Annotated in this window: 16 protein-coding genes; 10 read left to right on the top strand and 6 right to left on the bottom strand. The window is 29.3% G+C overall.

What is annotated here, in order from left to right:
- Nucleotide 1 precedes the first annotated feature (1 nt).
- From rpsC to rpsN, 8 genes are read left to right on the top strand one after another with little or no spacing between them, the layout of a single operon-like run.
- Nucleotides 2-727 carry a 30S ribosomal protein S3 gene (rpsC, locus tag ABNT14_RS08190; protein WP_101902394.1) on the top strand — a complete coding sequence of 242 codons (726 nt, stop codon included), beginning with the start codon at nucleotides 2-4 and terminating at the stop codon, nucleotides 725-727.
- Between the two features lie 22 nt (nucleotides 728-749).
- Entirely contained in the window at nucleotides 750-1181 is a 432-nt protein-coding gene (rplP, locus tag ABNT14_RS08185) for a 50S ribosomal protein L16 (protein ID WP_058885430.1), read from the top strand.
- An 11-nt stretch (nucleotides 1182-1192) separates the two neighbouring features.
- On the top strand, nucleotides 1193-1384 hold the full coding sequence (gene rpmC / locus ABNT14_RS08180) for a 50S ribosomal protein L29 (protein WP_101902393.1): 192 nt from the start codon (nucleotides 1193-1195) through the stop codon (nucleotides 1382-1384).
- Nucleotides 1385-1402: 18 nt separating this feature from the next.
- Entirely contained in the window at nucleotides 1403-1660 is a 258-nt protein-coding gene (gene rpsQ / locus ABNT14_RS08175; protein ID WP_058885428.1) for a 30S ribosomal protein S17, read from the top strand.
- 1 nt (nucleotide 1661) lies between these two features.
- On the top strand, nucleotides 1662-2030 hold the full coding sequence (rplN, locus tag ABNT14_RS08170; protein ID WP_058885427.1) for a 50S ribosomal protein L14: 369 nt from the start codon (nucleotides 1662-1664) through the stop codon (nucleotides 2028-2030).
- A gap of 12 nt (nucleotides 2031-2042) precedes the next feature.
- Complete coding sequence (gene rplX / locus ABNT14_RS08165; protein ID WP_101902392.1) at nucleotides 2043-2351, top strand: 50S ribosomal protein L24; 309 nt, start codon at nucleotides 2043-2045, stop codon at nucleotides 2349-2351.
- A gap of 2 nt (nucleotides 2352-2353) precedes the next feature.
- Nucleotides 2354-2905 carry a 50S ribosomal protein L5 gene (rplE, locus tag ABNT14_RS08160; RefSeq protein ID WP_101902391.1) on the top strand — a complete coding sequence of 184 codons (552 nt, stop codon included), beginning with the start codon at nucleotides 2354-2356 and terminating at the stop codon, nucleotides 2903-2905.
- Between the two features lie 3 nt (nucleotides 2906-2908).
- Entirely contained in the window at nucleotides 2909-3178 is a 270-nt protein-coding gene (rpsN, locus tag ABNT14_RS08155) for a 30S ribosomal protein S14 (RefSeq protein WP_058885424.1), read from the top strand.
- Between the two features lie 731 nt (nucleotides 3179-3909).
- Here the strand turns inward: rpsN and ABNT14_RS08150 are convergent.
- The 5 genes from ABNT14_RS08150 to ABNT14_RS08130 all read right to left on the bottom strand — a co-directional run bounded on the left by ABNT14_RS08150 (nucleotide 3910) and on the right by ABNT14_RS08130 (nucleotide 10253).
- The gene (locus tag ABNT14_RS08150; protein ID WP_101902389.1) at nucleotides 3910-4545 is read right to left on the bottom strand and encodes an AbiH family protein; all 636 of its coding nucleotides are present in this window, start codon (nucleotides 4543-4545) and stop codon (nucleotides 3910-3912) included.
- A gap of 184 nt (nucleotides 4546-4729) precedes the next feature.
- Nucleotides 4730-5446: a YebC/PmpR family DNA-binding transcriptional regulator gene (locus ABNT14_RS08145; protein WP_101902388.1), complete on the bottom strand. Its 717-nt coding sequence runs from the start codon at nucleotides 5444-5446 to the stop codon at nucleotides 4730-4732.
- 77 nt (nucleotides 5447-5523) lie between these two features.
- Nucleotides 5524-7506: a DUF3352 domain-containing protein gene (locus tag ABNT14_RS08140; protein WP_101902387.1), complete on the bottom strand. Its 1983-nt coding sequence runs from the start codon at nucleotides 7504-7506 to the stop codon at nucleotides 5524-5526.
- Nucleotides 7507-7529: 23 nt separating this feature from the next.
- Nucleotides 7530-9158 carry an acyl-CoA carboxylase subunit beta gene (locus tag ABNT14_RS08135; RefSeq protein WP_101902386.1) on the bottom strand — a complete coding sequence of 543 codons (1629 nt, stop codon included), beginning with the start codon at nucleotides 9156-9158 and terminating at the stop codon, nucleotides 7530-7532.
- Nucleotides 9159-9263: 105 nt separating this feature from the next.
- Entirely contained in the window at nucleotides 9264-10253 is a 990-nt protein-coding gene (locus tag ABNT14_RS08130; RefSeq protein ID WP_101902385.1) for a bifunctional helix-turn-helix transcriptional regulator/GNAT family N-acetyltransferase, read from the bottom strand.
- 200 nt (nucleotides 10254-10453) lie between these two features.
- Here ABNT14_RS08130 and ABNT14_RS08125 point away from each other — a divergent pair, with 200 nt between their 5' ends.
- Together ABNT14_RS08125 and ABNT14_RS08120 are read left to right on the top strand one after the other, a co-directional pair.
- Nucleotides 10454-10861, top strand: a complete 408-nt coding sequence (locus tag ABNT14_RS08125; RefSeq protein WP_101902384.1) for an OsmC family protein — start codon at nucleotides 10454-10456, stop codon at nucleotides 10859-10861.
- A gap of 82 nt (nucleotides 10862-10943) precedes the next feature.
- Nucleotides 10944-11381 (top strand): MarR family winged helix-turn-helix transcriptional regulator, encoded by a 438-nt coding sequence (locus ABNT14_RS08120; protein ID WP_101902383.1) that lies wholly within the window; start codon nucleotides 10944-10946, stop codon nucleotides 11379-11381.
- Between the two features lie 203 nt (nucleotides 11382-11584).
- Here ABNT14_RS08120 and ABNT14_RS08115 read toward each other — a convergent pair whose 3' ends face one another.
- Nucleotides 11585-12484: a hypothetical protein gene (locus tag ABNT14_RS08115; RefSeq protein ID WP_101931907.1), complete on the bottom strand. Its 900-nt coding sequence runs from the start codon at nucleotides 12482-12484 to the stop codon at nucleotides 11585-11587.
- Nucleotide 12485: the final 1 nt, after the last annotated feature.

The following is a 12485-nucleotide window of genomic DNA, read 5'->3' as shown; positions in this document are numbered from 1 at the left end:
AATGGGACAAAAAACAAATCCAATAGGAAATCGTTTAGGAATTATCAGAGGATGGGAATCTAACTGGTATGGTGGAAATGACTACGGAGATAAATTAGCTGAAGATGATAAAATAAGAAAGTATATTAATGCTAGATTATTTAAAGCAAGTGTATCAAGGGTAATTATTGAGCGTACGCTTAAACTTGTAACCGTTACTATCACTACGGCACGTCCAGGTATCATTATTGGTAAAGGAGGTCAAGAGGTAGACAAGTTAAAAGAAGAGCTTAAGAAAATTACAGGGAAAGAAGTTCAAATTAATATTTTTGAAATTAAGCGTCCTGAATTAGATGCTAAATTAGTAGCAGCTAGTGTTGCTCGTCAAATTGAAAATAGAATTTCTTACAAGCGAGCTACAAAAATGGCTATTACAGCTGCTATGAGAATGAATTCAGAAGGGATTAAAATCCAAATTTCTGGACGTTTAAATGGAGCAGAAATGGCACGTTCTGAGCACTATAAAGAAGGAAGAATTCCTCTTTCTACTTTTAGAGCAGACATTGATTATGCACTTGTTGAGGCACATACACAGTACGGAAGATTAGGTATTAAGGTATGGATCATGAAAGGTGAGGTATATGGAAAGCGTGAGTTATCTCCATTAGCAGGACTATCTAAGCAAAAAGGTGGTGCTAATAAAGGTGGTGGTAATGGAAAACGTCAACAACCTCGCAGAAGAAAATAATTTTTAAAATTAGAAATTAAAAATGTTACAGCCAAAAAGAGTAAAATACCGTAAGGTACAGAAGGCGAAAGGAAATATGAAAGGTAACTCTGGTAGAGGTGCTCAACTTTCTAACGGAACGTTTGGTATCAAATCATTAGATCAGAATTTACTTACCTCTCGCCAAATAGAGGCAGCTCGTATTGCGGCAACTCGTCATATGAAGAGAGAGGGTCAGCTTTGGATTAAAATATTTCCAGACAAGCCTATTACAAAGAAACCTTTAGAGGTTCGTATGGGTAAGGGTAAAGGAGCACCAGATCATTTTGTTTCAGTAATTAAACCAGGTAGAATTTTGTTTGAAATTGGTGGAGTACCAATGGATGTTGCAAAAGAAGCTTTACGTTTAGCTGCTCAGAAACTTCCTGTTAAAACGAGATTTGTTATTGCAAGAGATTTTGATTTTAACGCTTAATTCTATATACAATGAAACAATCAGCAATTAAAGAATTAACTACTATCGACCTACAAGGAAGATTAGTGACGTTAAAGAAAAATTATACGGATCTTAAGATGGCTCACGCCATAACTCCATTGGAAAACCCAATGCAGATTAAAAGCTTAAGAAAAACTGTAGCAAGAATTGCTACAGAGTTAACTAAAAGAGAATTACAATAATTCTAGTCAGTTTTAAAGATGGAGAAAAGAAATCTTAGAAAAGAGAGAATAGGTGTAGTATCTAGTAGCAAAATGGAGAAATCTATTGTTGTTAATGAGGTAAAAAGAACCAAGCACCCAATGTATGGTAAATTCGTGTTAAAAACGAAAAAGTACGTTGCACATGACGAGAATAACGATTGCAACGAAGGAGATACTGTTAGGATCATGGAAACACGTCCTATGAGTAAATCTAAACGTTGGAGATTAGTAGAAATCCTAGATAGAGCTAAATAATATGTTACAGACAGAATCAAGATTAAGAGTCGCAGATAACACTGGAGCAAAAGAAGTTTTAGTGATTAGAGTATTAGGAGGAACAAGAAAGCGTTACGCTAGTGTTGGTGATAAGATTGTTGTTACAATCAAATCTACAACTCCAAATGGAAGTGTAAAGAAAGGTCAAGTATCTCGTGCTGTTGTTGTTCGTACTAAAAAAGAAATCAGACGTAAGGACGGATCATATATCAGATTTGATGATAATGCTTGTGTACTTTTAAATCCTACTGAGGAAATGAGAGGAACACGTGTATTTGGTCCTGTTGCCCGTGAATTACGTGACAAGCAATTTATGAAGATAGTATCATTAGCACCTGAAGTGCTTTAAATCGACATTAAGATGAAGAAGTTCAAAATAAAATCAGGTGATACTGTTAGAGTATTAGCAGGAGATCACAAAGGATCGGAAGGTAAAGTTTTACAAATCCTTAGAGATAAAGATAGAGTGTTAGTAGAAGGTGTGAACATGGTATCGAAACATACTAAACCATCAGCAGCTAATCCTCAAGGAGGAATTGTAAAAAAGGAAGCTTCTTTACACATATCTAACTTAGCATTAATCGAAAACGGTGAAGCTGTAAAAGTTGGTTATAAAGTAGAAGAAGGTAAGAAAATTAGATTTTCAAAAAAATCAGATAAAGCAATATAACAATGAGTTACGTACCAAGATTAAAAGAGGAGTACAAGAGCAGAGTTATAAAAGCTCTTACTGAAGAATTCGGTTATAGTAATGTAATGCAAGTGCCTAAATTACAAAAGATTGTTGTAAATAAAGGTGTTGGTGCTGCTATAGCAGATAAGAAATTAATAGAATACGCTATTGACGAGTTAACTACAATTACAGGTCAAAAAGCAGTTTCAACAATCTCTAAGAAAGATGTTGCAAACTTCAAATTACGTAAAGGGATGCCAATTGGTGCGAAAGTTACGTTAAGAGGAGTTAAAATGTACGAATTTTTAGACAGATTAGTTACCGCTTCTTTACCACGTGTAAGAGACTTTAACGGAATTAAAGCGAACGGTTTTGATGGTAGAGGTAATTACAACTTAGGAGTTACTGAACAAATCATCTACCCTGAAATTAATATTGATCAAGTAAAAAAGATTAGTGGAATGGATATTACTTTTGTAACATCTGCAAACACTGATAAAGAAGCTAAATCTTTATTAACTGAATTAGGTTTACCATTTAAAAAGAACTAGAAGATGGCTAAAGAATCAATGAAAGCGCGTGAGCGTAAAAGAGCTAAAACGGTAGCAAAGTATGCTGAAAAGAGAAAAGCTTTAAAAGAAGCTGGAGACTACGAAGCATTACAAAAATTACCAAAAAATGCATCACCAATTAGAATGCACAATCGTTGTAAACTAACAGGTCGTCCAAAAGGATATATGCGTCAGTTCGGTATTTCACGTGTTACTTTCCGTGAAATGGCTAACAATGGATTAATTCCAGGTGTTAAAAAAGCAAGTTGGTAGAAATATCAGTTTATTTTATAAAAAGGTTATACTCTTATAGTATAACCTTTTTTTTGCTTAATTAGCACTATTAAATTTCTATGCAATGTTAGTTATGGTAAATAATTTACATCATTGAATATAAATTCAATAATAATAGTAAACTAATACTAAGAATTGTTGTACTCCATTTAGCATGAAGAAAATCTAAAAAATAATCTATTAAAAATAGCAACTCGTTTTGCTTGTGTAGTTCCTAAATCGAAAACATATATCCATAAAACATATATTGAAAAAGGAATTAGCAAACATATTAAACTTACAAGTGTTAATATTTTAAACGGGATTTTATTTAAACTTTTCATTTTCTATTTAGAGTTTTTTTTGAAAACGGGGCTCTATAATGAATGGGAACAGTTTTGTATAAGGTTTGTTGGGCAGTTAATAAGCACTTTCGTTTCGGTTTATTCTTTAGCGGACTTTGTTAATATGCACAGAACTTTATGTTTAACACAATATTCCTATGTTTTTTATATTTTATTAGCTATAGTTTTTTGTATCTTGAAAGTCAACTTTATTTATTTGTTTCAATTTAGTTATTTTCTTTAGAGTTAATTTGTCAATTTGAGAGAATAGGTCATAATAACTATCTTCTCCATAATGATAAACTGTAATCTTTTGTGATTCTCTTGAATTAGAAGCTGTAGATGATTTTCTAAAATATTCCTCAAAATACATATGGTCAGTCTCACCTAATGAATGTCCAAAAACAACAAAGTTTTTACTTTTAATATTTCTTTATTAAAATCTATAGGGTTGAAATTTTTATTAACTGATTTTTTAAGAAAAACGTGTTTAGGCGAAATATCAGTTCTATCTTCGATACCGAATATTATGTCATTAGAACTTAAAGCCCCGTGAATTTTCGTATGATGAATGAGTGAATCTTTATTATATATGTCAAAATTAAGAAAATTGGATATTCTCGAAACGGTATCGGTGTAATTAAAGTCAATAATCAATGTAGGAATTCTTTCTACAGCTTTAATTAATTTAACGGCAAGCATTTCTAAATTAAAATTAGGCATTGAAATGCCATTAAGATATTGTCCTAATGCATGTGTCAACTTTTTATAATCAAGGAAGAAATTCTCATTATTACTTGCAAATTTTTTAGAGTATATTTTTAGTTCATTCTCAATATCAATCCAATTCTGTAGAGTATGAATACCATTTAAATGTTTTGCTAATAAGTTTTCATTTTTTAAAAGTTCTTGAAACTCTATACTTTTTATAAAATCAGAATAACTTGTTTTTAATCCAATACTTAAATCAAAACCATTTCCAATTATAATTACAATATCAAAATCATATCCAGGTAATTTCATTTTTTTAAATTATAGCTAATTAATTACATCGAGAATAATATTCCCTTTTATCATTAAAATACCCCAAATAAAAGGAGCTTTACTGCCTCAGCATCTAGTCTTTAAAGTTACAAAAAAAGCGAAATCATCTAATTTAATTAGACAATTTCGCTTTTTTATACTAAAAGATAAGGTTTTAAATGTTTTACATTACCATGCTATGATAAACATTTTGAACATCATCATCATCTTCTAATTTTTCTAATAACTTCTCTACATCTGCTTGCTGTTCTTCAGAAAGCTTCATGGTAGAAGCAGGAATTCTTTCAAAACCTGATGATAAAATTTCTACATTATTATCTTCAAAATAAGATTGAATAGCCCCAAATTGTTCAAATGGTGCATAAATAATAATTCCTTCGTCATCATTAAAAACTTCTTCAACTTCAAAGTCAATAAGTTCTAACTCTAACTCTTCTAAATCAACAGTAATATCTTCTTTTTTTACTGTAAAATTACAAACACGGTCAAACATAAAAAGAACAGAACCTGAAGTTCCTAAGTTTCCGTTACATTTATTAAATACAGAACGTACATTAGCAACAGTTCTATTATTATTGTCGGTTGCTGTTTCTACCACAACGGCAATTCCGTGTGGAGCATAGCCTTCAAATAACGCTTCTTTATAGTCGCTTGTATCTTTATCTACCGCTTTTTTAATGGCGCGCTCTACATTGTCTTTAGGCATGTTTGCTGCCTTTGCATTTTGCATTACCGCCCTTAAACGTGAGTTTGCTTCGGGGTTTGGCCCACCATCTTTAATTGCCATTACAATATCTTTACCAATTCTGGTAAATGTTTTAGCCATTGCAGACCAACGCTTCATCTTACGTCCTTTTCTAAGTTCGAATGCTCTTCCCATTTTATTAAATTATTATTTTTACGCTAAAATTATTTTTACGCAATGACAAATGTAGTTATTGCAGTAATTATTTACAATTAAAATCTTTTTTTGATAAGTAGCTTATTTTCTTGAGTATCATAAGCACGCCAAGTACCTGATTTCTTGCCGTTTTTGTAGCTTCCTTTTAGTTTTAATTTCCCGTTTTGATAGTACATTCGAAATTTTCCATCTAATAAACCATCTTTTAAATTTACTTCAAACTGTAAATTACCGTTGTCATAATATTCTTTGTAGGTTGAGGCACTTAAATCTGACGGATGTATTTCTTTAAAATTAAATATATTATTTTCTGTATTTTTTTTAGATGCTAATTTTAACGCTTCTTCTTTTTTTAATTTTTTATCTAAAGTGATTTTTTCTAAAACTAATTTCGGATTATTAAAAGTAGTGGTAATAGAACTTTTAAAAATATTTCCTTCAGAAGTTAATTGCATACCAAATTGATTAAAACAAATAATATATTCTTTATTTTTTTTGATTTGCACTTGTGTTTTTCTATCACCTAAACTTACTACATCATTAAAAATATAAGGTGTATTTATGTAAGTGAAAATAGTAGATTTTTTATCGAATAGATAATTAAATTCTTCAAATTCTTTTGATGAAGCTAAGGTGTAATTACTAATATTGTTATTAATAATTTCTTTTAAAGTATTAGGACTAGCACTAAATATTACATAATCATTAATAATAGTAAAATAAGGTTTTTCCATATTTTTAAACATATTACCAACTATCATTTTAAAGAATCCGTTTAAGTCTAAAAAATTAATTGTATGATTTTTGTAGTTAATTTGTTTAAATTGCAAAGGTGTTTTTTCTTTTATTTTAGATAAGATAAAATTTAAATTTTTAGTAGCTTTTTTAATATCAGAAGTTTTAAAAATAGCTGCAATATCTTTTTTATTTTTAGATAATGAAGAGTTAAAATGAATTAAAGCAACTTCATTTCCTATCCAACTATACACATTTTTGTTGATGTTTATATCTAATTTGTTTTCAATTTCTTTAATTTGTTTGGTATAAACTTCAAATTCTTGAGGATTTACTTTTTTTAGGCTTTCAAAATTTTCATGAAAAGTATTAAAACTATCAAAAGCGAAACTAAGATAAAGAGCTGTATTTTTTGGTGCTATATTAGCAATAGTTCTTTTTCCTTTTCCTGATTTTTGAATGGCTGTTAAATAGCTTTCAGAATTTTCTTTTACGTTCGTATATCCATCTGCTTGAATAATAGTTCCTTCAATTAAAGAAACATCAAAACCTGAATAATACAGCGAATTTTGAATGTTTTTAATAACTTTTGTATTGGTTTTATCAGCAAAACAAGAAAGGTACTTATCTAAATATTTATATTGAAAAAATAATTTAAAGAAACCATCTTCAGGGGTTTCTTTGGTAATTTCAACAAAATTAACATCTCTACCAATAACAGGTTTTTGATATTGATTGATAGATTTTTCAACTAAAATATGTGTATAAGAAGCAATTAATTGATTTTTGATAAAAGCAATATGTAAGGTTTCTCTTTTTGTTTTGTCGTAAATTTCTGTTATTTCTTGATTTTTATATATTCTGTTAGTAATTTTAAAATCGTTACCTGCTAAATTAGCAATACTACTTTTTAAGAAATTAAGTTTAGATAGTTTTTCTAAATCAACTACATATAAAAAATCATATTTTTTAGTTTTATAAACATGTGCAGAAATTAATACATCTCGTTCACCAACAAAATCAAGAATACTTTTTTGTTCTTTAATAACGTTGTCTAAAGTGTTTAAACTTTTACTGATGTCTTTAAAATAACTGTTTTTTTGTAGATGTTTCCAAATATCACTAGCACTAATTTCATCCCAAGTGTCAATAGGTCTTTCTGTATCTAAAATAAAAACAGCATCATCGGGTATTAAGTAAATAGGTTTAATATTATCTTGATTACCAAGCGTAAAAATGTATGCTTGATATACTAAAAAACCTACAAAAGCGATTATAATACCTCCTAAAATTTTTTTCTTCATAACTAATGATGCTTTTTTATAGATTATACTTGAATAATTCCTAAGTTAAATTTCTTTTCAATAGGAGCATTATTTGCAGCTTCAATTCCCATTGAAATCCAAGTTCTAGTGTCTAACGGATTAATAACTCCATCAGTCCAAATTCTTGCAGCTGCATAATAAGGTGAAATTTGATTATCGTAACGTGATTTTATTTTTTCGAATAATTCAGCTTCTTTTTCAGGTGTAATTTCTTCACCTTGTTTTTTTAAGGATGATTTTTCTATCTGTAATAAAACTTTAGCTGCCGAATTTCCGCTCATAACTGCAAGTTCGGCACTTGGCCAAGCAGCAATTAATCGAGGGTCGTAGGCTTTCCCGCACATTGCGTAATTTCCTGCACCGTATGAATTACCAATAATAATAGTAAATTTTGGAACGACAGAATTACTTACCGCATTTACCATTTTTGCGCCGTCTTTTATAATTCCACCGTGTTCAGATTTTGAACCAACCATAAAACCAGTAACATCTTGTAAAAAAACTAAAGGAATTTTTTTCTGGTTACAATTAGCAATAAAACGAGTTGCTTTATCAGCAGAATCATTATAAATTACACCTCCAAATTGCATTTCTCCTTTGGCATTTTTCACTAATTTTCGTTGATTAGCAACAATACCAACAGCCCAACCGTCCATACGTGCGTAGCCTGTAATAATTGTTTTTCCGTAGCCTTCTTTGTATTGTTCAAATTCAGAATTATCAACCAAACGTTTGATAATTTCTAACATATCATATTGTGAATTTCTTTCCTTTGGAAGAATTCCAAAAATATCATCTTCATTTTCTTTTGGAGGGACTGCTTCTTTTCTATTGAAGCCAGCTTTGTCAGAATCTCCAATTTTGTCCATTAAATTTTTAATAGTGTCTAAAGCATCTTTATCATCTTTAGATTTATAATCGGTAACACCTGATATTTCGCAATGTGTAGTTGCGCCACCTAAAGTTTCATTATCAATAGTTTCACCAATAGCTGCTTTTACTAAATAGCTTCCTGCTAAAAAAATACTGGCTGTTTTATCAACAATAATAGCTTCATCACTCATAATTGGCAAATAAGCACCACCTGCAACACAACTTCCCATAATTGCAGAAATTTGTGTAATTCCCATACTGCTCATCATCGCATTGTTTCTAAAAATACGTCCGAAGTGTTCTTTATCAGGAAAAATTTCATCTTGTAAAGGAAGATATACTCCCGCAGAATCTACCAAATAAATAATAGGTAATTTATTTTCTATGGATATTTCTTGAGCTCTTAAATTCTTTTTTCCTGTAATAGGAAACCAAGCACCAGCTTTTACAGTGGCATCATTAGCTACAACAATACATTGTTTTCCGCTAACGTATCCCATTTTTACAACAACTCCACCAGACGGGCATCCGCCGTGTTCTTGATACATTTTATCGCCTGCAAAAGCCCCAATTTCTATAGATTTTTTTTTATCATCTAAAAGATAATCGATACGTTCACGAGCTGATAATTTTCCTTTTTCATGTTGTTTATCAATACGTTTTTGTCCTCCGCCTAATTTAACTTTGACAAAACGTTTACGTAAATCAGCTACTAAAAGTTTATTGTAATCTTCGTTTTTATTGAAGTTAATATCCATAGATAATCGGTTATTTATTTGCAACTGCTAAAGTAAGAAAAACCCTTTAAAATACAAGAAAGTTAGGCGTTTGATTACAGCAGATATGGCATTAACTTCTTCTTCTTAGTCGTTTATTTTTAACGACATTTTAATGTCAGAACGCTCGTAAGGACAGTTTTTTTCTACAGGAATTTCTAAAAAACCATATTTTTTATAAATATAAATAGCATTTTCAAGTTTTCGGTTAGAATATAAAACAAGCTTACTAAATTGTTGGCTTTTTGCAAAATCAATACATTTTTGCATTAATTTTTGCCCTGTTTTAAAGCCTCTATATTGAGGGGAAACCGCCATTTTGGTAAGTTCAAAAACAGTTGGTTTATTCTTTTCTGATGATTCTTTTTTGTTTTTTATCGGCATTAAAGCAACGGTTCCAATAATTTTATCGTCTAGTTTTGCGAAAAAAATATGCCCGCCTTTGTTAATAATATACGTGTCAGGATTTTTTAAAACTTCTTTGTCATAAGCCTCTACTTCAAAAAAAGAAGAAATCCATTCGATGTTTAAATTATAAAAATCAGTAGCGTAGACTGGTTTAAAAGATATGATTTCAAGAGAAGTTGTTTTTTTTAACGTCATTTTAGTGTGTATTATAATTGCTTGACTGAATGATTTTTTATTAAATTTTTCTTCTAAAATATTTAAATGTTCTACTAATGAATTGGAAGATATATAGGTGTATTCTTTAATTATATATTCAATACTATTCCAAAGAGGTGTTACAGTTTTAACTAATTGTTTGCCTTTTTTAGACAGAAATATTACCTTTTTACGCTTGTCAAGTTTGTCTTCTTCTAAGAAAATTAATTCTTTTTTTAATAGTTTATTGATCGCTTGTGTTGTGGCAGGTTGCGAAATTTGTAAGCTGTTTGTTATTTGGGTATTTGTAACTCCTTTTTTATTTTTTATAATTTTAAAAGCTGGAAATAGATAGGGGTCAAAATCAATATTAAAAGCATCATAAACCAATTGAGTTTCTCGCATCATGTATTCACTCACTCTTTTTAGACGTGATCCGATTCCTATTTCTCCAAATCCTTTTAACGCATCCATATTTATAATAAGTATTTATATAAGTACTTATGTAAATGTATGGTTTATTGATGAAATTAAAAACACAGTATTAAAATATTTTTAAAGCCCTAGAAGATAGTTTCTGTGGTAATTAAATTTAAAATTTTTGTGTTGATTTTAGAGTAGTTACTGCTATTTTAAGTGTAGTTTCTTATATTTATAACGAAAAATATAAAATAATGGCAGGTAAAGTATCATCAAAAGTAATATTAAGTAATCGTAATTATGTGGCGGAAGCAAAAATGAGAAATCATTTTGTAATTACAGATCAGCCTGTTGAAAAAGGAGGAGACAATAATGGACCAACACCTGTTGAATATTTATTAACCGCAATTGGTGGTTGTGTTTCCATAACTTTAAGAACCTATGCCGAAAATAAAAATTGGAATGTAGGTGAAATTACAGTTAATGTTACACAGCAAATAAGGTTAACATCCGAAGGAATAAAAAAATCATTAATAGAAAAAATATCTTTTGAAAAAGAGATAACTAAAGCTCAAAAAGAAATATTATTAGAAGTTGCAGGAACATGTCCTGTTGCACAAATGGTAAAAGGAACAACCGAAATAGTAAGTAGTATTCAATAATAGTTGTATTGTTTTTATATTCCTTGGAATGTAAAGTTGTTTTTGTATTTTTGTTTACAAACGAATAAAAATTAAATAAAGAATGGGAGATATTTCTGAGGATATAAAATCTAAATTTCCGAATAATAAAATAAAGGCACTTATCAATATAAAATATACAGCAAACTGGTTAAGTAGTAATGAAAATGATTTTTTTAAGCCTTACGGAATATCACCACAGCAATTTAATATTTTACGAATTTTAAGAGGTGCAAGTAAGCCTATAAAAGTACAAGTTATTAAAGACAGAATGATTGAACGAGCACCTAATGCAACTCGTTTAATGGATAAATTATGCGATAAGAAATTTATAGAACGCATTCGATGTAAACATGATAGGAGAGTTGTTTATATTAACATATCTAAGAAAGGTTTAGAATTGTTAACAACAATTGATACCTCAACAGAACTAAATTTTTTAGATAATTTAACAGAAAATGAAGCAACTTTATTAAGTGATTTATTAGATAAAATCAGATAAAAACTCATTTAATATTTTAAATGTAAAAACTCAGGATTTTATAAAATCCTGAGTTTTTTATTTTGATACTTTTAATTAGAATACCTCCTCAAAATCACCTTGAGTAGCAGTACATTGATAATTGTTTTGGCTACTACAACCAAAAATTAAACTTAAAAGTAGTATTAAACAACATATCATTTTTAATTTTTTCATCTTTTAAATTATTTAATTATTATAGTTTTAACAATTCCGTCTATTTCAACTTGGTAAGCTCCCGAATTTAAACCTTCAAAAAGACTTTTACCTTTGCTGATACTAGAGGTATATAATAAATTTCCATTTTGTTTTAATAGAACAGTTGTAGCGGGTACAGCATATTCAACTTTTATAACACCCTTAAAGTCACAAACTTCATTTTTTCTAAAAAAACGAGGTTCTTTAACTTCAATTTTTGCTACTTTAACTTGTACTGTTTTTATTTTAGATTGATCTTCTGAAACAATTATAAACTCAACAGTATCGGTAAAATCAATAATAGTACTTTGTGTTACTAATTTGTTTTTATAAAAAACACTAGCACCCTTATTCATATTAAAAATAGGAGTAAGCGCTGCTATATTTTCTGTGTTTTTTACTTCAATAGTAATCTTATTATTAGTATCTGTATAATTTATAACAGGGATGTTTTTAAAGGTAATAGCATTTAATACAGCGATATTAGATAAAGCAGGCTTAGCTATACTATATGCTTGTTGTAAATTTCCGTAATGTGCTAAAATTTCAAAATTTAATTTTTTGTCTATCACTGTAACAGTATCTTCAGTTGAATTATAAACTTTAAAACTAAGTTCTTCGCCATTTGTATTCGAAAAGACAGTTAAATAAGCATAATATTTATCTTCTGAAGCTACATAAATTAAATTAGTAACACCTCTACATTGATCATTTACAAAAACACCAAGTTTATCATTTTTATTAGATAAACGTTTTCCATCAAGGTTGATAAACGAAACTAATGACATGGTATGTTCAAATTCGTTTTCGTTCAAACTCCAATTAGGAGTTTGAGCGATTAACGAATTGATAAATAAAAAACTGCAAATAATTATTAAATTTCTCATT

It is taken from the genome of Tenacibaculum dicentrarchi, assembly GCF_964036635.1.
Taxonomy (GTDB): Bacteria; Bacteroidota; Bacteroidia; order Flavobacteriales; family Flavobacteriaceae; genus Polaribacter; species Polaribacter dicentrarchi.
The sequence above is the reverse complement of the archived record's forward strand: the minus strand, read 5'-3'. Positions and strand labels throughout refer to the sequence as shown.

Excerpts from the sequence above, each read along its gene's own strand:
- rpsC (WP_101902394.1), top strand. The coding sequence starts at position 2 with ATGGGACAAAAAACAAATCCAATAGGAAATCGTTTAGGAATTATCAGA.
- rplP (WP_058885430.1), top strand. The coding sequence starts at position 750 with ATGTTACAGCCAAAAAGAGTAAAATACCGTAAGGTACAGAAGGCGAAA.
- rpmC (WP_101902393.1), top strand. The coding sequence starts at position 1,193 with ATGAAACAATCAGCAATTAAAGAATTAACTACTATCGACCTACAAGGA.
- rpsQ (WP_058885428.1), top strand. The coding sequence starts at position 1,403 with ATGGAGAAAAGAAATCTTAGAAAAGAGAGAATAGGTGTAGTATCTAGT.
- rplN (WP_058885427.1), top strand. The coding sequence starts at position 1,662 with ATGTTACAGACAGAATCAAGATTAAGAGTCGCAGATAACACTGGAGCA.
- rplX (WP_101902392.1), top strand. The coding sequence starts at position 2,043 with ATGAAGAAGTTCAAAATAAAATCAGGTGATACTGTTAGAGTATTAGCA.
- rplE (WP_101902391.1), top strand. The coding sequence starts at position 2,354 with ATGAGTTACGTACCAAGATTAAAAGAGGAGTACAAGAGCAGAGTTATA.
- rpsN (WP_058885424.1), top strand. The coding sequence starts at position 2,909 with ATGGCTAAAGAATCAATGAAAGCGCGTGAGCGTAAAAGAGCTAAAACG.
- ABNT14_RS08150 (WP_101902389.1), bottom strand. The coding sequence starts at position 4,545 with ATGAAATTACCTGGATATGATTTTGATATTGTAATTATAATTGGAAAT.
- ABNT14_RS08145 (WP_101902388.1), bottom strand. The coding sequence starts at position 5,446 with ATGGGAAGAGCATTCGAACTTAGAAAAGGACGTAAGATGAAGCGTTGG.
- ABNT14_RS08140 (WP_101902387.1), bottom strand. The coding sequence starts at position 7,506 with ATGAAGAAAAAAATTTTAGGAGGTATTATAATCGCTTTTGTAGGTTTT.
- ABNT14_RS08135 (WP_101902386.1), bottom strand. The coding sequence starts at position 9,158 with ATGGATATTAACTTCAATAAAAACGAAGATTACAATAAACTTTTAGTA.
- ABNT14_RS08130 (WP_101902385.1), bottom strand. The coding sequence starts at position 10,253 with ATGGATGCGTTAAAAGGATTTGGAGAAATAGGAATCGGATCACGTCTA.
- ABNT14_RS08125 (WP_101902384.1), top strand. The coding sequence starts at position 10,454 with ATGGCAGGTAAAGTATCATCAAAAGTAATATTAAGTAATCGTAATTAT.
- ABNT14_RS08120 (WP_101902383.1), top strand. The coding sequence starts at position 10,944 with ATGGGAGATATTTCTGAGGATATAAAATCTAAATTTCCGAATAATAAA.
- ABNT14_RS08115 (WP_101931907.1), bottom strand. The coding sequence starts at position 12,484 with ATGAGAAATTTAATAATTATTTGCAGTTTTTTATTTATCAATTCGTTA.